Genomic DNA, 19,196 nt, shown 5'->3' with positions numbered 1-19,196 from the left:
AAATCAGGATTAGGCTTTGGGAGGACGTAGAATTTCTTGCCAATAGCCCACTAAATGTTGAGCTTGATAGCGAAAATGGGGGGATGATTGTACTAAAGCGGCTTCAAGCTGAACCAATACAAGTGGCTCAACGTCTAAAAGTGTCAGCATTGTTTGGCAGTGATACTGTGCACACTCCTGACACTGAACTTGCTTATTGTGCAGCATATCCGACACATGACAATTGCTCTTTGTCATGTCGCTTTGAGCCATATGCATTTGATGTCCAGAGACTGGACTCGATGACTTCGTTTGATGACAGTCGGGCATGCTTTGCCTGCCTGTTGCATGCGCTGAACTTTGCTTACTGGTTGCAGTCTGCATACTTAGTTGCATCATTTGATGCATCGGCGCTGCCGAAGCTTGGGCAATACCACTCCACCCCATTACCAAAGTAATGAGTAAGACAAACCAAGAATGTGTCTTGAGCAATGAACGCACAATCAATCCTATTTAGTCAGTGAAGAATGATATCTCAACGCAACAAAACGTTCTGTGCATGTAAATGCCTAACCTTTTGTTGCTGATCCCAATCTACAGGATAAGCAAAGAATGCTTTATACACAAGATTATAAATTTAAATTCAATTGCTGCGACGGTTTAGCACCTCAGCAGACTTAAACAATAAAGTTATTTTTTAAACAGGGCCATTTTTAAGTAAAGATGAATAAAGCATCAGTAACAATCAGGCTTTCACAGCATAAAAAAGGACTCAAATGAGTCCTTTTTATACATTTAACGTCTAAATACTAAACCATTGCTGTGTAAACGTTTGAATATTAATCAAGTTATCCATATCGTTATCAACATAGATATCCACCAGTTTATCCATAAAGTTATCCACAGTCCGTATAGTATTTATACCTATGAGCTTAAACCTTTACCGCACCCACTTTTGCAAGCTCTGCACGCATATCATCAATCACAGCTTTATAATCTGGTTTTCCAAAAATAGCTGAACCAGCAACAAACATATCTGCACCCGCTTCCGCAATCTCGCGAATATTTGCAGGCGACACGCCGCCATCTACTTCTAAACGAATATCACGCCCTGAAGCATCAATAATTTTGCGCGCTTCACGTAGTTTATCTAAAGTCATCGGAATAAATTTTTGACCGCCGAAACCTGGGTTCACACTCATCAACAAAATTTGATCGACTTTATCGAGCACATAATCTAAATAATGTAACGGCGTTGCTGGGTTAAAGACCAAACCCGCTTTTGCACCGCCTGATTTAATCAACTGTAAAGAACGGTCGATATGGTCAGAGGCTTCTGGATGAAAGGTAATAATGTCCGCGCCTGCTTCTAGGAAGTCACCAATCATGCGATCGACAGGTTTTACCATCAAATGCACATCAATTGGGGCTTTGATGCCGTAGTTCTTGAGGGCCTTACAAATACCCGCACCAAAAGTCAGGTTTGGCACATAGTGGTTATCCATCACATCAAAGTGAACCACGTCTGCACCTGCTGCAAGTACATGTTCAACGTCTTCACCTAAACGGGCAAAGTCAGCAGAGAGAATAGATGGTGCAATTAAATAAGGCTTGGACATGCGTGTACCTGGCTTATACAAAAGGGAATAAAGGCATTATAGCAAATTCAGCTTTTGAACTGGGACTTGTGAAAAAAGAAAGCGTTAAGCTTTCTAAATTTGCAACGTAGCGTTGCAACATTCAACTTTTCATTTGACTTGAAACTGTTATGGTAAGAGATCAATCGACGAGGTAAATATGAAAAGTACTGCGGATATTGTCACGACAGATGCGGCTCGAATTGCAAAACGACTGGTGAATCACTGGAAACATAAGTTTGAAATCGAACAAGAACCCAGTAGTTTTACCATTATCATGCCTGAAGCACGGGTCCAGTTAAGCCCTCAAGCCGAACATTTACATGTCAGCATTGAGGCGAGTGAAGAGAAACTGAGTCACTTAGAACACGTGGTCTTAGACCATCTGATCCGTATGGGACAAACGCCACTCACAGCAACATGGACACAAGTTTAAGTCAGCGGCTGGATGAATTAGTTTGATAACCTTTGCTGTTGGTTAAATTGGCGAATAGCCGCAATACGCTCTTGGGTCGCAGGGTGACTTTGGAAAAATGAACCAATGCCACCTTCCTCCTCTTCTTCGGACTTCCCTTGGGGCTGCTTTTCTTCCTCTTCGGCACGTGCATCGGCTTCCATACGCGCTAAAAAGTTTGCCAAATGTAAGCTGGAGATATGGTTTTTATCCAGCACTTGCATGGCATACAAGTCCGCATCACTTTCAAAATTACGTGAATAACTGGCACCCACTAAAGCCACAGGCAACGTTGTAAATAAGGCCGAACTGTCCCCCGTCACCGCAATCAATAGCACACTAAAACCTAAACTGGATAAGGCTTGCTGTAAGCTATGCCGCTCGACCAAGTGCCCTTGCTCATGTGCTAAAACCCCAATAATTTCATGATCATCTTTGGCTAAATTAACCAGTTCATCGGTCAGAATAATGGTGTTGTTTGGCAGCGCTAAAGCATTCGTTCCAATTTGTCCACCTGCACGAAACAGTACTTTGGCAGGTTGTCCATTGGCAACAAGGTCTTGATAGCTTTGTATGATTTGTTTTTGACGTGCAAGAGGGACAGTCGAAGGTCCCGTCAGCTTAAACACTTGTTCTTGCGCTTCATCGCCGAGTTTATAGATGGTATCGGCAGGTAGTTGCATCGCGACATAATGTGCTGCGCTTGGAATACCCCATCTTAAAATGGCGAAGATAAAAGCGGCAACAAACACCACACTAAACAAGATGAGACTTGGTGAGCGTTCTAATTTCCAAATCGAATGCTGTACATGCTTTTTGTTCAGCTCAAACCAGTCAGGCAATGCTTGTGGAAATTCAATCCGTGCATCATCTTTCAACTCAATCACAGGTTGAATCTGCCCCAATGCCCCAATCAACTGCATATCGGCATAGTAATAACGACGCTGCTGCTGGTTATAACAGATCAACACCGTTTCTCGGTCTATAGGTGCAATCGTCGCGGGATAAGGCTTAGAAATCTGCCCATCGTAAAAGGTGATGTTTTGTTCCTGCATTTAAGCCTCGTTACAGCGAAATATCGATGTCAAAAATATCACTCAGCTCTTCAGCAATAGCATTCGGGTCATCTTGAGCCAAATTGTACATACGATCTGGATCATTTTTTAGGGTTAAAGTTAATGACTCAATTTGATACTGATACAAACGCACCGCAGCCCATGCAGATAACAAACCGAGCGAGAGGATTTTTAAAATCCAGTTGGTCATCACGATCCATGCATAATGCATCTGACCACAGTCCGTTTGGAAAGGGCTACGCCCCAACGTGGCTTTATTCCATGTGGTAATAAAAATACGAGCCATCATCAGCGGCCAAATCATAAAAGCAGCAATCATATAAATTACCGCCACAATAACCCCAAACTGTGTTGGAGAACTGCTCCCCACTTGAAGGGTGAAGGCAACGAATAAGCCTAAAACAAAGACGATTCCAATAAACAAAAACACCGGGACATACATGGCACGCATATAGTCAGGCCAATCGGCATGTAGCTCAAAACGTAATTGCCCGAGTTGTAAATTATCCAGCGTGTATTTTTTAAAATACCAAAATAGCACAGGGAAAAAGATCCCAAGGGTAAAGATGTAAATCAAAATGCCTTTCAGCGCCAAGATATAAGCTTCTTTGGTTGTGCCTGTAAAATAAAAGCGGCTATTACCAAATTTACTGTTTCTGGCACGAAAGCGAATAGTAGAACGCACCAACCACGGAACCAATAAAAATATGATGAGGAAACCAATTAAAGAAGCTTGCCAAGATACCTGAGCCAAAGCTGAAGCACCAAAGTACACGCCCAAAGCAATAATTCGACCAATCAGGATACGTGTAGGTACACCCGTAAAATCAAACTTGCGGCGATAAAACACCGTGTTGCCATAAAAATAGCGTAAGCGTCTAACCTTCGCCCAAGGCGCATATAAACTGAAGGTAACAATGGTCAATAAGATATTCACAATCCAAATGCCAAAGTACTCTCGGGCATTACCACGGAATTGGAAACGAAAGGTCTGTCCCAAATAGGCGTTTGGCTCATCCGTGGGAACAGCTGGTGGAGGTGGCCAGCTTGCTTCAAAAGAAGCCTCTACAGGTGGCAAAGATGCCTCTGAATTTTGCATGTATACCCTATCTATTGTTTTACTGTTTTATTTTTTAAGAACAAAAAATCAATCACCCAACCATGTTAATGCCAGTGCTGGATGATTTCTAGTCAAAAATTAAGAATAAATATGACAAATCAAGATTTAAGATTCGAGCTGTACGGCATGAAACTGCAGGTGATCATCAATAAAACTTTGAATAAAGTAATAACCATGGTCATAGCCAGCATGTTCGCGAAGCATCAGTGGCTGGCCCGCAGCCTGACAGGCTTGCTGAAATAATGCAGGATTGAGCTGGCTATAAAACTGATCACTCAAACCCTGATCAATTAAAATATCAGCAAAATGAGCTGTTTTTGTTTGGACCAAAGCGCTTGCATCATGTTTCAGCCACTCAGCTTGATCTGAACCTAAATATTTTGAAAACGCTTTTTCGCCCCAAGGACATTGGCTTGGTGCACAAATCGGAGCAAATGCAGACACCGACTTAAACTTCTCAGGATATTTCAAGGCCAAGGTTAAAGCGCCATGACCGCCCATGCTGTGCCCGAAAATCCCAATACGCTCTGCTTGTACAGCAAATTGCTGAATCACTAAATCATATAACTCTTCAACGATATAGCTTTCCATCTGGAAATGCTCAGCCCACGGCGCTTGGGTGGCATTGATATAAAAACCTGCCCCTTGCCCAATATCCCAATGATCACCTTGCGCAACCTGTTCACCACGAGGAGAAGTATCAGGCGTTACCAAAATCAGACCTAACTGAGCTGCTAAACGCTGTGCGTGCGCTTTAATGGCAAAGGTTTCTTCGGTACAGGTTAAACCTGCCAAATAAAATAATGTTGGACACGCTTGCCCTGCTAAAGCTTGAGCGGGTAAATAAATACCAAACCTGCTCTCGCCTTGAAGGCTGATGGAATTAAATCGGTAAATACGCTGTTCACCATCAAAACTACGGTTAGATTGTACTAATTCCATCAGGGTTCCTTTTTAGATCCAAATTAAGGGGTTGTAACAGCTTTAGGTGGAAACAAGCGCTGTTCAAGTTGTGGAAGCATCAGCTCCATATTTTTACCCATCGACCACTGTGGTTCAGACGGTTCAAAACCTTGTGCTGTTTCCCATTGGCTCACAGTCTTTTGTGCTTGGCTAAAAGCAGTTTCTATACTGTTTTGTTCACGCATTGCTTGATCAAAAAACGCCCGACCAAAATAAGTATAATCGGCTTCATTAGTACAACCAAAAGACTGACGGTCTGCTGCCGAAGCAGTAATGATCAAGGTATTGTCATTTTGCAGTGCAGGCACAAAACTCCCAGAGAAACACGATGAAATAACAATCACACGCCAGCGAATACCCGATGCATCTAAGGTTTCGCGTAACCATTTCGGGTCGACCTGAGTTAAATCTAAAGGTGCATTTTCCATTTCGAACTGGTTCGGTAAACCATGCGAAGTCATATATAAAAATAACACATCGCTTTCACGGTTCATCTGCTGTCCCATACGACGCAACACCATTTCAATACTGTGTTTAGAGGCAATCGGAATTTCTGTTCGTGTAGCAGGGTTATTCACCAACATCATCGAACGGCCCAACGTACCAAAACGCGTGTCGAACTGTTCTTTGATTCGCTCAACTTCCGAACGGAATACATCTTGATAACTCGCTCCCGCCACACCAAGGAAATACCAATGTGACTGGGCAAATTCACCATATTGCAAAGACTCTAGTGCTTTATTCAGTAAACGACTTTGTGCATAAAAGGCATCTTCTGCAAAGGTTGGTGGCGTTTCTTCTACTTTCCAAATCGGCTGACTGGTCACTGACATTTGCCAAACCACAAGGGTAAACAGCGTGGCCAAGACAATCAGGGCACGCTCCCACCAAGGCCATTTCAGCTCACGCGAAAACACCCACACCACAGCCAAACTCTGCCAGACAAACAGTACCATGAACACATTCGGCAGGTAGTCGTAGAAGAAATACGGCAGGACATCAATCATGCCCAAATATTGGATAAAACTTTGTAATAACGCGATATGCGTATCCAACACCAACCAGAGGAGTGCTGGTACCAACATCAAACGCGGATTATTCACCCGTTGAGACAGAAAAATCCCGACAATCAGGGCAATGAAAGGCCAAAGTGCGTAACTGACCAAACCTTGTGGGTTAAAGTCACCGATCTCTCCTGCGCTCAACCAGCTAAATAAAGTATTGGCTGAGCCACCTAAAATCCCCCAGAAGATGAGCTGCATAATCGAAGGATGGACAATTTGCAAAGAGCGTCGTGAGCCTAGAAACAACCACATCCCCGCAGTTTGGTTGCTTTTAAAATCATGCCAAAAGTTGATGGAGGGTTTGAAGTCGATCATAAGATTCTAATTAAATTGTGACTTGCGTAGGGACACACTAAGTTTATGCTTGATCAGCATTTTATCAATGATGTTTTTAACTATATAACAAATCTTTGCATACTTTTGAAGCAGTCTTCCACTTCAGTCTAAGCGTTCATGCTGAAAATAGGCATCAAAACGGCATGCATCACCCAACCACTGATGAGTGGTTTCTTGATTTGCCAAAAATACGGCCAAGCGAGGACGTTTGACCACCACCCGTTTTGCCACTTTTTGCGCTAAGCCAAGCAGATTATCACCCAGATCCATTTCGCCATCTTCAGGCAATAACATATGTAAAAGCTGCATTTGCTTTTTCACTTGCGCCTGTTTTTTCACCGCCTGCTGATTTTGATCCCGTTGCGGAAACATCGGATCTAGATAAACCACATCAACCGTATTGCCCTGCTCTGCCTGTTGCTGCAAATACTGTGCAGAATCTGAAAAAACCAAGTGAATTCGAGTCACCACAGGGTTTAAAAATGCATCCTGCAAAGCCTGTTCCTTACTTGACTCTAGCAAGGTGAATAAAATGGGATGGCGTTCTACCAAAGTAACCTTGGCCCCCAAATGTGCCATGAGCAGTGAATCATGCCCAAGCCCTGCCGTTGCATCAATAAGCTTAGGTTTTTCAGTCAAGTGGCAAGCACGCGCAATCATTTCAGACTTTAACGACGCACGCTTTAAACGTGGAATTTCTGCTTTCCAATCCGGCTGCATTTTCATGCCATTGGCACAAAGCCAAAGCCCATCGGCATCGGCACACAGACCCAGTTCAGGATGAAAACGGAAGAAACGTGCATTTAACTTTTCGGCAACTTCAATACTGACCTCGACACCACGAGAAAAAAGCACAGCAACATAGTGCTGTGCTTTTTCTAAATGCTCTTGTTCCACATATAAGCGCATTGGGCTTACCATAACTTCCAACCCGTAAAGGCAAACAATAGAATCACTAAGCCCGAAGCGATGCGATACCATGCAAAAATCATGAAATCACGCTTCGCCACATAAGCAACTAAAGCACGAATCAGCAGTAAAGCTGAGACAAAAGAAACAATAATACCTGTTGCCAACACGATCCAATCTTGTTGTCCATCAAACACATGCGCACTTTGGTACAAATCTAAAAGACCCGCACCAATAATTACTGGAATACCCAAGAAGAATGAAAACTCAGTCGCCGCTTTACGCGATACACCTAAGAACATCGCACCAATAATGGTTGCACCCGAACGTGATGTACCTGGGATTAAAGACAGCACTTGAATCAGACCAATCCACATCGCATCTTTCACACTTAGGTCTTCAACTTCATGTACGCGCTCTTGTGGTGGATGCTTTTCAATCCAAATAATAATCAAGCCACCCACAATCAAACCAATGGCAATGGCAATATCATTAAATAAAAGCTCTTTCACCGTTTGACCAAATGTCAAACCAATCAGCACTATAGGAATCGATGCTAAAATTAGCCCAATCCCGAGACGGCGACCTTGGGGTTCACCACTAAAAATCCCCGTTGCTGCCCCCCACAAACGTGCCCAATATTCATAAATGACGGCTGCAATTGCCCCCATTTGAATGGCGATCACAAAGACATCACTTTTTTCTTTGGTCCAGAAATTCATGAGTTCTGAAGCTAAAATTAAATGTCCAGTACTCGAAATGGGTAAGAATTCAGTAATACCTTCAACAATACCCATAATTGCCGCTTTGAGCAGCAGTAAAAGATCCATAAAAAACCCTAATTATGCTTTGCCCTGTTCCGGGATTTTTTTCCAAGCGTTATCACGTAAATAGACTGGAAGTGCAAGTTCAGCACTCACCCAGTGTTGTTGCTGTGCATTCTTGCGCGCAATTGTGGCAATATCTTGCGCGGTTGCACTTAAATCTTTGTATTGTATTTGTGATGGGTCAATTAAGGTTGCGCCTGAACCAACTAAAATAAACGGTGTACATTCAGTAGCCGCGGCATAGCTTAAAAGCTGCTCTTCATCGGCGGCTTGCATGATGCCATCTGCATCTAATTGAAAACTTGCAATATAGACTTCACTCATACGAGCGTCTAAAACTGCTGTGACTGTGGTTAGACCATACACACGATGTGCAGCTTGTGCGAGCGCTTGTAAGGTTGAAACGGGAATCACAGGCAAATCATTCGACCATGCCAAAGCTTGAGTCACGGCGGCATTAATACGAACGCCGCTAAAAGAACCAGGACCACGACTAAAAGCGATACAAGACAAATCTTCTGTCTTTATATCCAACTGTAAAAACCCTTGTTCAATCATTGGGAGAATCGTTTGCGTTTGTGCTTTTGCGCGCGTATCCAATTGGAAAAAAAGTTCTTGATTTTCATCTACAATAGAGACGGAACACTGCTCATTTGCAGATTCCAATGCCAGCACTTTCATGCACAACCTTAATGATTTAATCTATAAAAACGTGGCTATGATACTCCACTCAAAAGCACTAGGCGAGATGTTCTCGGAACAGAGCTAAAAAAGCCTAGAAAAATCTAGGCTATATTTGAAAAAGCAGATTTATAAATATGCAGGTTCTAAGTCCGTAAACTGTTTAAAATGTTCGGCATAATGCAAGGCACTCATTTTCAAACGAGCCTCAGCCGTTTCATCCAAAGTTTTAACCACTTTACCCGGTGAGCCCATAACCAGAGAATTATCTGGAATGACTTTACCTTCCGGAATCAGTGCATTCGCGCCAATAATACAATTTTTCCCAATCACAGCATTGTTTAAAACGACAGCATTAATCCCAATCAGACTATTATCCCCCACTGTGCAACCATGCAACATGGCTTGATGCCCAATCGTGACATAATTGCCAATATTCATTTCAATCCCAGCATCGGTATGTAAAACCGCATTTTCCTGAATATTGGTAAAGTCACCTAATCGAATCTTGCAATTGTCTGCACGTACGACCGCCCCAAACCAAATACTAACCTGCTGCCCCAATTCGACTTGACCGATCACTGTAGCATTTTCCGCAACCCAGCCGTTCCATGGTTGATGCATTGCCTGTGGGGCATGACCTTTAAATTTGTACAACATATTTTTTCCTTAAAATACTCAACTTACTTTGGGAACCGAAAAGTCGGTGAATTGACTAAAAATGGCCACTCTTTATGGTAGCCTAAACCATATTGAAATAATGCAACCAACATACGTGCTGTCAGCCCCCAAACAATTTCATTTTCCACCCGCATACTCGGAAAATAGAGAGATTGATGGGCAAAACGAACTTCATAAGGCACCGCAGGCACTTCCATCAGCTGTTTGAGTGATGCAAAGAAAATACGATCAATTTCTGTCGGCTGGGCAACCAATTCGACTTCAGGCGGAATCAGCCCGACCACAGGTTTGACTAGCATGCCATTACGGGCCTTTTGCATCGGCAAATCACCGAGCAGCTGTACATCAAAAGGATTCAATGCGGTCTCTTCATAAGCTTCACGCAAGGCAACCACGATATTACTGGTATCTTGCGGATCTCTTTTTCCGCCAGGAAAAGACACTTCACCAGCATGATTAGATAGGTAAACAGAGCGGCGGGTCAGTAAAACTTTGGGATTGTCTTCATTGGTGATCGCGATTAACACAGCTGCATCTGCCGATTTAATTTTGCTTGAAAACCGTAACTGTTGCTGCAGTATGCGTGTTAATGAATGTTCATCCATTGAACGTCGTCCCCATCATTCTTTTTTTCATCATAGCTGAATTTGATACTGAAAAAAGAGAAATGATGCCAAAATTTAATTTTTAAGTTATGCTGAGTCTGAACTTTATCATTGATGATGAATATGGACTTTTGCAGCAATTGCGGACAAAAAACAACAGAACAAATCCCTCTTGGCGACCATCAATTGCGTCGTGTTTGCACCTCTTGTAGTTCTATTCATTATGTGAACCCTAAAGTGATTTGTGGCGCACTCGCACTTTGGGAAAATAAAGTATTGTTATGCCGCCGCGCTATTGAACCGCGTTATGGGCTATGGACTTTACCAGCAGGTTACATGGAGTTGTTTGAAACCATGGAACAAGGTGCTGCACGAGAAACCCGTGAAGAAGCTGAAGCGGAAGTTGAAATTGAACAGCTATATTGCATGTACAATATTCCGCGTATTGGTCAAATTTATGTGCTCTTTAAAGCGAACTTAGTGGATGGAAAATTCGGTGCTGGCGAAGAAAGCATTGAATGTCGTTTATTTGAAGAAGATGAAATTCCTTGGTCAGAACTGGCTTTCCCTAGTGTCGAACATACCTTACGTCACTATTTTGCCGACCGTAAAAGTAATCAATTTAATCTTCATCTCGAAACCCTAGGTACACGCTTAGACCATACAGGTTAATGTTGCCTAATATCAAAAAAAGCCCATCGATGATGGGCTTTTTTTGTGTTTACAACGATATTATTTTGCTAACACTTTATAGCAATCAGCAATTTCAATTGAAACTTCGCCTTCACGGAAGTCTGCGGCTGCTTGATTGGCAATGCCATTTTTTTCATAATAGTTACTCAAATACGCCTTATAGATATTGGTCCACTTTACCCCTGCACCAGAAAAATCACTGAGGGAAATATAAGCACTTTCATTAACATTGGCAGACAATAAATTACCGAGATTAACGCGTGCCCCACCAATCACTGTAGAGGTCTGTTTTCCTTCACTATTCACATCACTCACAATATTGGTATTTGCGCCAATAACTGCACCATCAATTTTATCAAAGATAGGATTTGCCAAGAGGATACGGAAGGTTACCGCTTTATTTGAAGTATCTGTCGCACCCAGTGTCCCAATTCGGTACTGTACTTGATTGTTATCTGTCGTTAAGGTTTCACCCGTTGTTAGTAGCGGTGTACATGCCGTCGTTTTATTATTAGCGGACTGCATATCAGTACGAATATCTCCCGACTCATCAATTGCAATACCTAAGGCTACGCTATCACTGGAGTTTTTTCCCTTAAAAATTAAGTTGGCATACAGTGGGAAAATATACTTCTGCCCAGACGCTACATTACTCTTAGACTTAAATACATCATTATCTAAATAGCCAATTGGAAAAATTTTAAAGGCATCAAATGAACCTTTGAAGGTATCTGTGCCATAATTTTGCTGCCATAAACCATAGGATGATGGGCTAGCATTTGGATCCTTGGTTAATTGCTTATAAAATTTTTCCGTCCCTGCAATTAGATAGTCATTAAACAGCTTGCCTTGGGTAATGGTGAAATCATCCGAATTTGGATCTGTCAGATTAAACTTAAATGGTTGCTGAATACTTTTAGTTAAGGGGTTAATCCAAGATGTTTGTGCTAAAGCATTCATTTTGGCAGGTTCAATATTTTTCAGTAAATCGACCGTCACACTGGTTGCCAAATCACTGCCTAATTGTTCTTTTAATGGTCCACGCCACTGTACACCTGAACCAAAGGTATAACCTTGTCGATCCGTTAGAATAATAAAGCTTCCAATTAAATGACGAAGATTAGCAGGACTAGTCTTACAGTCTGTAGCATTACAACCATATAAGCCTTGCGGTAAACCAATCCCTGTCTTGTCCGATAGAGCATTTGCAAAAATCGGGAAGTCCGCTTGATAGGTGGCAGAGTTATTCATGAGCACCAATGTTTGGACCACTTTAAAAGCATCCTCATTGCTGACTTGACTGACATCAATCCATGGCCGGATTTTATCTACGTATGCTCCTGATGCATAATCTTCAGCACTAATTGATGCCAAGAGGAGTGATAAGTCTGCTTTTTTAGAGGCTAAAATACCAAAAGGTTGTACATCGCCAGCCACGCCAGCACCACGCTCTAGACCTAAAGCTTGAAAAATTTTCGCCAAAGCCATCGCAATTTTTACGGTCTTATCATTTGGACTCAAACTGGTTGCAGCCGTTCCACCATTGAGCGCTTTTGCCATATCTAAAATACTAAGGCGTGGCAGTGAAGCTGAAACCGTACTCACATTGCCAATTTCAGACAAAGGAACGGTACCGAGTTCGACTTGTTTATCCGAACTTCCAGTCAACAAGAAGTGAATTTTGTCCCCTTCAGAGCATCGGCCTGTTGCCGCATTGGTTTTCGGCTCCATCAGAGTCATATAAGTATTATCGGGGTCGCTACTACAGACAAAGTTAATCCCATCAACTGGATAATCCAAGGCAAACTCAACACAGTTTTTATCTTTCAGTAAACAGCTTCCGTTGACAGAATTCACTTGATTCGGCTCAGGATTCACATTGGCACTTTCACCACCACAACCAGCTAAGGCAACAACCAATGTCGACAAGGTAAATGGCCATAAAATTTGTTTTTTCATTTTCATACTCTATTTATTTTTAGCGAATTGCGATTAATTTTAACTGACCGTGATTGGTTAGAACTTTATGTTCGACATCTACAGCAGAAGAGAGTGGTGTCAACAATAAATAATGACTTTGTTCAGGTACATGTAAAATACCTGCGATCATTTCATGCGATAGCATAGAAGGTGAGTTTTCATCATTTTTAAATCCACCTACCCCTTCAAGTACACAGGCATTTTGGTCTAAGAACACAGCAAAAGGCCAATAAAATGTCGGATCATTTTGTGTAGATGCATACGAATTTAATTGAATATTTTGAATATTGCTGTCCACTTTAATGATTTCAAATTCAAAATTTTCTTTGATCGGCTTTTTCGGCCAAACATTAATATCGTGATTGACTTGTAAGCTTTTTGCTTTTTTCAGCTTTTTATCCTTAAAACAGCTTTGTCCTAAGCTATCGATCGTGTCTTGTTGTGACATTCGGTAATAGGTCGATGCTAAAGCAATCGGTGCTAAATTTTCTTTTTGCTTTGGTTTAAAAATAGCGTTCAGGACAGATTTACTCACCCCTTTTTCTCGCTCAATGACCTGAAAGCGAGTCGCTCCAGTTTTATGATCAATCACCCCTTCAGGCATGGTATAAAAACGGCGTTTGCCTTCTAAGTTAAATTCACGGTCTTCTAAATATTCATTGCGAACGTAATCAGTTCCATCCATTTGATTAAACATATTTGAGGATGTAGTTGATTTCTCTGCACTTACCGAATCCGTATGAGTTATGCTTTGAGGCGTTGATGTAGGCTTAATGGTTTGAGCACGACGCACTGGGGTCTGCGGGATCTGCTGAGTGGTTTCAATCACTTTTTGTTGAACCAACACTTTGGTTTCAGTTTTGCTGAATGGACGCTCAGCCTGAATCACTGCAGAAGAAGTGACTTGCTTCTCAGCAGAAAGTTTCTTTTTTGGCGCAGGCTTTGTATCTGGTAAACGAGCCTTCATTTCGGTTATCGGCTGTATCGGCTGTGGTGCAAATTCCTGAGCGGGCATTAGTACTGGTACTCTGACCTCAGAGACTTCATGCGTTTCCTTTTCTTCCTGCTTACGGCCCTGTTTCACTTGCTTTTCTGGGGACTCACTGGCTTTGCCTTGTACCACCATCGGTCTACCATCTGGACCAATAATCGTAAAAAACTCTCCCGCAAAACTTGCATTCGAAATCCAACCCAATAAGCATAGTGATGAGGGCAATAAAATCCTTTTTATTGTATTCAATGTGCTTACCACCGTGTTCTATAGTTCAACCCTAAAATCGTAATGGTTGTATCAGTTTTTACATTTAAACCTGCATATGGGTTTAATAAAATATTATTTACCCCAGTTTGGTTCGCTAAGCTACTAGAATTTGCAGGAATTTTATCTCGGCTTTGCAAAAAACCAATCGATAGATCTAAATCAGTATCTGCATCAAAACGATAACCAACACCCAAACCAAACAAGCGTGCATTGTTAATCGGCACCATCGTATTCCGTTTATCATCAGGTATCGCACTGGTCCGTGGCTCATAGCCTGCACGGAGTTTTAAACGATCTGTTGCTGAATATTCAATCCCAATACCGTAATTCCATGGTGACTCAAATGCCAAAGGCAAAGCCAAACTACTATCTGAAATATTGGCTGAAAGCAATTTTGCAATTTTGAGCGCCGAAACTTGACGGTCAAATTCAAATTTAAATTTGTCCCATGCTTTATAGTCGGTCCAACCTACATCGACATTGACTTGTAAATCGGGTAAAAGTTTATATTTAATCCCCGCTTGGAAATGTGCTGGATATTCTAAATCCATTGATACCAGACCCGACTCACTGGCTGGTACTGAACTTGGAAAACCTAAAACTGCAGCCAGAATCTGCCCTGTTGGGGAGGACATCAATCCCTTAATGAGTTCTTGTGGTGCTTTAGCATTGTCTATGTGATATTTACCTTTCATCCGCATTTTTGCGGCACTTTGGTAGACCACACCAAAACTAAAATCTTCTGTCGGCTCCCACAGTACACCTAAGTTATAGCTTGGACTCAGAGATTGTTCTGCTGAAAGTTCGAGTTGGCCAAAACGCCCAAAGGGATTCATTCCCTCTTCAGCATTACACATGCCCAGCAAGAGAATGTCGGTAATCACATCAGAGTTTTCTTTGAACGGGGTACAAACGACATCATCAATCATACGCAGCATCCCAATCAACTCATTGGGAAAACGTAGATCATTTTTTAATGCCAAAGCTTGATAAGACATCCCAATTGAACCACCAATGGAAAGTTGATCATTGATTTGGTAGGCCATAGACGGTGATAAATAGGTGATCCGTTCTAGCGCAACTTGTTGACCCATAAAATTGCCAGGATTGCCATCTTCCGCACCGAATCCTGCAATTAATGGCGCATACATAGCTGTTGCAAACGTCATTTTAGAGCCAGGCGGATTATATGCTATACCCGCAGTCGGGGCAGCCACAGGCATACCTTTACCCAAGTCCACCATTTTCTTTAAACCAGGGACATATAAGCTCGGGTATTCAACATCACCGCGGACAGGCCCTTTAAAGTCGGTACAGATATCAGCATCAACTTCAGGCCCATCATTACAAACAATTGGGTCATCTGAATAGCCAAATACGTTATAACCTGCGGGAACTGAGAACTCGCGCTCGATATTAAAATCAGCGAGAATACCCTGCACATCCGTTTGCAAACCTTCAATTTTGGTTAGTGCTGCTGGGTTAAAGTGAATAGCACTAATCCCAGGTGGATCAGCAGTGACCGCATTTCCCATTGCCAAAGAGCGAATATCAACTGATAAGTTTTGTCCTAAAGCAGCAAAGGTAACACTAGAATAGCCCGTTAATAATATGGCAGACACCAAAGGGCTAAGTCGGATATTTTTCATACGACTCCCCCTATTATTTAAGCTTTTTTCCAAAACCAAGAATATCTAACGGGAAAGACAACCCTAATGAAACATCAGGCGCATCTTCTGTTAAACCAAGGCCAACCGTCCCATTCACAATCGTTTCAGGTGAAACACGTACACCTAAAGAAATCGCAAAAGTTGAACTGGTTTGATCTGCTGGAGAGTAGCTTTCCCCTGAACTGTAAGTAAATTCAGCCCCAGTATTGAAACTTTGTTGGTATGACATCGTCATTGAGACATCATAGTTAAAGGAATAGGCAAAACCGAAGGCAAAACCACCACTAATCCCTGGTTCAAACGCTTCAATCACACGACTACCACGGCGCTGATCTAAGCCCGATTCTTTGAAACCATAGTTTGCAGAGACCGATGCAAACAGCACCACGGGATCAATATATTTACGCGTACTTGCCCCAACTCCTGCTGAATAATATCCCTTGCCTGTTGCTAAGTCTGAAGTAGCATTAATTTCATAAGGACTATCCCCAGTTTTGGTAGAAACGTTACCAAATAAAATCAATGGCAAACGGCCAGCTTTGAGTGGAAAAGGTTCCCAACGCGCACCAAAGGAAATGTCCCCAAGACCTGCTGTAGAGGTGTCTTTTAATAAGTCAGTTTTGGCAACCAAAGGCAATGATGCTGTTAAGGTTAAGTTATCTCTTAAACCATATTGTGCCGTAAAGGTATTGGTTAGACTGTGTGTTGCATTTTCTTGTACCCGCAGTTGATAGAGCTGACCTTGTGCCATCTCTAAATCCAGTTGAGTATCTCGGTAATAGGTATAATCGATGTCGTAATAAGATGAAATCTCACCTTGTTTAATTAATGAATACTGACGTTCATTTGAGGTAAAAACTTCTTCTAAGTTGGTCTCTTTAGTTGCATCACCCTCTTGCTGTTGCAATGCAGACGACGCTGCTTGCTCAACACTTCCAGTGTTTACAGATGCAGGCTTTTCTGGTTGTGCGGGCGCAGTGGTTTGATCCGACCCAACTTGTGCTTGTTCTGTCACAGTTTCATCGACTGTTTCGTAACCTCCTAAGCTCGGTTCTTCCGCAGCATAGGCCACCCCAAGAATCATCTGCACACTCACTGCGAGCAGTGTTTTATTCATCCATGTCTTCATCATTGTCCCTTAGCTACACCTTTGTTCTTGTTTTATTTTTTTCACACTTTATTTGTTTTTATAATAAAGCCTGAGAAAATTGTACGTCGGCTGTCCATAGTATTCCGACTCTTTATTTTTATTACGCTCTAGGCGAATTGTAGATGCACGATCGGCTATTTTTTCCATATAGTGTTGCGGATATTGAATATCGACGAGTGCATAGCGATTGACCGTAGCATCATCTACATGTCGCAGATCGGCTTCCTGTAAAGCCAACATATTTTTACGCATTTCAGTCGGAACATTAATTAAAAACAACGTGTTATTTTCCCAAACATCCTTGAAACGTTGTTCATCAAAACTAATATTTCCTAAGGCAGGATCGGCAACATAGACCCGTCCATCTTTATAGCCCTTATACACCACAAAATGTTTAAAACCAGCATAGGAGATTGGAACAATGGCAGGTTGACCTTGCTTAACCAAATCTTCAAATTCCCCCTTGTAGCCTCCACTTTCCAAACCAAGTGCAGTCACAAAGCGTTTCATGTCCAATAAAGAAAAACTACGGCGCTCAATAATGCGCTCATATTCGCCATAGCGAAGCAAGCCATCCATGGTTTGTTGTTCTGTAAGTTGAGCACCGACATAGCCATTGATTAAGGTGGTCAGTGCTGCTGAACCACAACTATAGTCATAAGCTTGACGGACAATGCCTCGAAATTGATCTTCTACAGCAGGGTTAATTAGGACAGGTTCATGATGCATTCTGGTAAAAGATGCATTCCGAGAGTCTAAAACTTCAGTATAGTAAACTGCTTCCGCTGGTTTTTTCTTAATATCAAAGGCTTCGGTGGCAAAGTAATACATCATTGCTGAGCCTAATGCGATCTCTAACATAGCTTTTTACTTTTTTTTAATAATATAGGCATCCCGCCCATTTTTTGTTTTTAGAGTTAATACTCTATATCCATACATTCAAGAAGATACTGTGTTTTATCTAAAAAAAATAGTCTTTTTTGCATTTTTTATGAATATATTTTGGAAAAAAAGCGCGTGAATTCACGCGCTTTCTTCAAGGCTAATTTTAGTGACCAGAAATAGTAATCACAGCACCTGGTGTATACACTCCTGCAGCAGGACTAAAGTATGTTTGCATACCTTGAACTTCTACATCACCAATAGATGCAGCATTACGACTACCCAAATGTACACCTTTTACATAAGTATCGTGCGCGCCACTTGTGCTAATCATACGAATATAGCCCTTATTCGCACCCTCTTCACCAATTACACTAATTTTTTGATTCAGTGTTAAATCTAGAGAATTTGCATCTGCAACTTTAATGCTTTCAACAAAGATTTCGCCTGCAGCACGTGTTGCTGTTTTAGTTGAATTATCTAAGATACCTAAGTTTTTAATTTCTAAACCGCCCACCATAGTCGCACTTAATTGGATCATTGCGCCTTGCGGTGCAGCACCCAATTGAATGTTTGCAGACATTGGACCTGTTTTCAGTGATAAACCACTTAAAATTGGATTCACCGTACCTGTACCACCACGGCGGATAGAGGTTGCTCCTGTTGTAGGAACATCAGCCGAAGCAACTACACCAATTTGACCAATTTTAATATCTAAACCTGAAACTTGAGCTGCAATGTTAATAAATGCATTACCACCGTTTGCATCTGTGTCAATTTGCAAATCAGCTAAGTTACGAGAAGGAAGCAAGTATGCTCCTGCATTATCATAGTTTGCACCAATAATAATACCGTGATTTTCTAGCGTATCGCCCGCTATACCATTACCTTGGATAACGATAGCACCAGCAGTTGAAGTACCGCCTAGAGATGTAGTCGCTAAACCATCATTATCATGAACAAAGACTTTACCAATTTCGATTTTAGAAATACCGATACCGATATTTAGACCATCTTGACCTGTAGCGGCACTGAGCGAAGCGTCATCCATTGCTTGCATTGCCATTGCATTTGCACTGATTACCATTGAAGAAACTAAAGCAAGTTTAGTAATAATTTTCATCTCGTTCCTCTCCTAAGAGCTTTATTTTTGTGATACCAATCACTCGATGTTAACTACTGCTTTTTTTATTTTGACCCAGTATTAACATCTATCCTTGAGTGACTT

At 41.9% G+C, this 19,196-nt stretch carries 19 protein-coding genes; 2 read left to right on the top strand and 17 right to left on the bottom strand.

All coding sequences use genetic code 11. The features are described 5' to 3' along the window. Positions 1-9 precede the first annotated feature (9 nt). Both JZ787_RS11715 and rpe read right to left on the bottom strand, forming a co-directional pair. A complete protein-coding gene (locus tag JZ787_RS11715) occupies positions 10-480 on the bottom strand; it encodes a hypothetical protein (protein WP_346312368.1) in 471 nt (156 codons plus the stop codon). Between the two features lie 431 nt (positions 481-911). After that, positions 912-1,598, bottom strand: a complete 687-nt coding sequence (rpe, locus tag JZ787_RS11710) for a ribulose-phosphate 3-epimerase (RefSeq protein ID WP_004694978.1) — start codon at positions 1,596-1,598, stop codon at positions 912-914. Between the two features lie 178 nt (positions 1,599-1,776). Here rpe and JZ787_RS11705 point away from each other — a divergent pair, with 178 nt between their 5' ends. Then, on the top strand, positions 1,777-2,052 hold the full coding sequence (locus JZ787_RS11705; RefSeq protein ID WP_010325984.1) for a DUF2218 domain-containing protein: 276 nt from the start codon (positions 1,777-1,779) through the stop codon (positions 2,050-2,052). 17 nt (positions 2,053-2,069) lie between these two features. Here JZ787_RS11705 and JZ787_RS11700 read toward each other — a convergent pair whose 3' ends face one another. The 9 genes from JZ787_RS11700 to JZ787_RS11660 form a co-directional block, all read right to left on the bottom strand. Then, a complete protein-coding gene (locus tag JZ787_RS11700) occupies positions 2,070-3,125 on the bottom strand; it encodes a M48 family metallopeptidase (protein ID WP_346312367.1) in 1,056 nt (351 codons plus the stop codon). 10 nt (positions 3,126-3,135) lie between these two features. After that, complete coding sequence (locus tag JZ787_RS11695) at positions 3,136-4,245, bottom strand: YjgN family protein (protein WP_279742642.1); 1,110 nt, start codon at positions 4,243-4,245, stop codon at positions 3,136-3,138. A gap of 126 nt (positions 4,246-4,371) precedes the next feature. Next, on the bottom strand, positions 4,372-5,208 hold the full coding sequence (fghA, locus tag JZ787_RS11690) for an S-formylglutathione hydrolase (protein WP_346312366.1): 837 nt from the start codon (positions 5,206-5,208) through the stop codon (positions 4,372-4,374). 23 nt (positions 5,209-5,231) lie between these two features. Further along, positions 5,232-6,608 (bottom strand): C13 family peptidase, encoded by a 1,377-nt coding sequence (locus JZ787_RS11685; protein WP_346312365.1) that lies wholly within the window; start codon positions 6,606-6,608, stop codon positions 5,232-5,234. 123 nt (positions 6,609-6,731) lie between these two features. Further along, positions 6,732-7,538, bottom strand: coding sequence for a class I SAM-dependent methyltransferase (locus tag JZ787_RS11680; protein WP_234965327.1), 807 nt, complete (start codon positions 7,536-7,538; stop codon positions 6,732-6,734). 5 nt (positions 7,539-7,543) lie between these two features. Further along, entirely contained in the window at positions 7,544-8,368 is an 825-nt protein-coding gene (locus tag JZ787_RS11675; protein WP_234965326.1) for an undecaprenyl-diphosphate phosphatase, read from the bottom strand. Positions 8,369-8,380: 12 nt separating this feature from the next. After that, entirely contained in the window at positions 8,381-9,046 is a 666-nt protein-coding gene (tsaB, locus tag JZ787_RS11670; protein WP_346312364.1) for a tRNA (adenosine(37)-N6)-threonylcarbamoyltransferase complex dimerization subunit type 1 TsaB, read from the bottom strand. Between the two features lie 129 nt (positions 9,047-9,175). Then, positions 9,176-9,706 carry a gamma carbonic anhydrase family protein gene (locus JZ787_RS11665; RefSeq protein WP_218289480.1) on the bottom strand — a complete coding sequence of 177 codons (531 nt, stop codon included), beginning with the start codon at positions 9,704-9,706 and terminating at the stop codon, positions 9,176-9,178. A gap of 23 nt (positions 9,707-9,729) precedes the next feature. Continuing rightward, a complete protein-coding gene (locus JZ787_RS11660; protein ID WP_234951184.1) occupies positions 9,730-10,332 on the bottom strand; it encodes a CoA pyrophosphatase in 603 nt (200 codons plus the stop codon). A gap of 123 nt (positions 10,333-10,455) precedes the next feature. Between JZ787_RS11660 and JZ787_RS11655 the strand changes: the two genes are divergently transcribed. Beyond that, on the top strand, positions 10,456-11,004 hold the full coding sequence (locus tag JZ787_RS11655; RefSeq protein ID WP_010325974.1) for an NUDIX hydrolase: 549 nt from the start codon (positions 10,456-10,458) through the stop codon (positions 11,002-11,004). A gap of 60 nt (positions 11,005-11,064) precedes the next feature. On the opposite strand, the gene JZ787_RS11650 is transcribed toward JZ787_RS11655, so the two are convergent. From JZ787_RS11650 to JZ787_RS11625, 6 genes are all read right to left on the bottom strand, one after another. Next, positions 11,065-12,984 (bottom strand): flagellar protein FilF, encoded by a 1,920-nt coding sequence (locus JZ787_RS11650; RefSeq protein WP_346312363.1) that lies wholly within the window; start codon positions 12,982-12,984, stop codon positions 11,065-11,067. Between the two features lie 19 nt (positions 12,985-13,003). Next, complete coding sequence (filE, locus tag JZ787_RS11645; protein ID WP_346312362.1) at positions 13,004-14,221, bottom strand: putative pilus assembly protein FilE; 1,218 nt, start codon at positions 14,219-14,221, stop codon at positions 13,004-13,006. Between the two features lie 29 nt (positions 14,222-14,250). Further along, a complete protein-coding gene (locus JZ787_RS11640; RefSeq protein ID WP_004984191.1) occupies positions 14,251-15,915 on the bottom strand; it encodes an outer membrane protein transport protein in 1,665 nt (554 codons plus the stop codon). Between the two features lie 13 nt (positions 15,916-15,928). After that, positions 15,929-17,068, bottom strand: coding sequence for a hypothetical protein (locus tag JZ787_RS11635; RefSeq protein ID WP_346312361.1), 1,140 nt, complete (start codon positions 17,066-17,068; stop codon positions 15,929-15,931). A 45-nt stretch (positions 17,069-17,113) separates the two neighbouring features. Continuing rightward, positions 17,114-17,947 carry a C39 family peptidase gene (locus JZ787_RS11630; RefSeq protein WP_004695004.1) on the bottom strand — a complete coding sequence of 278 codons (834 nt, stop codon included), beginning with the start codon at positions 17,945-17,947 and terminating at the stop codon, positions 17,114-17,116. A 187-nt stretch (positions 17,948-18,134) separates the two neighbouring features. Beyond that, positions 18,135-19,091, bottom strand: coding sequence for a DUF6160 family protein (locus JZ787_RS11625; protein ID WP_346312360.1), 957 nt, complete (start codon positions 19,089-19,091; stop codon positions 18,135-18,137). Positions 19,092-19,196: the final 105 nt, after the last annotated feature.

The sequence above is a fragment of the Acinetobacter sp. BWR-L5 genome, assembly GCF_039655985.1.
Classification (GTDB): Bacteria; Pseudomonadota; Gammaproteobacteria; order Pseudomonadales; family Moraxellaceae; genus Acinetobacter; species Acinetobacter johnsonii.
This window is presented reverse-complemented; position numbering and strand designations above follow the sequence as displayed.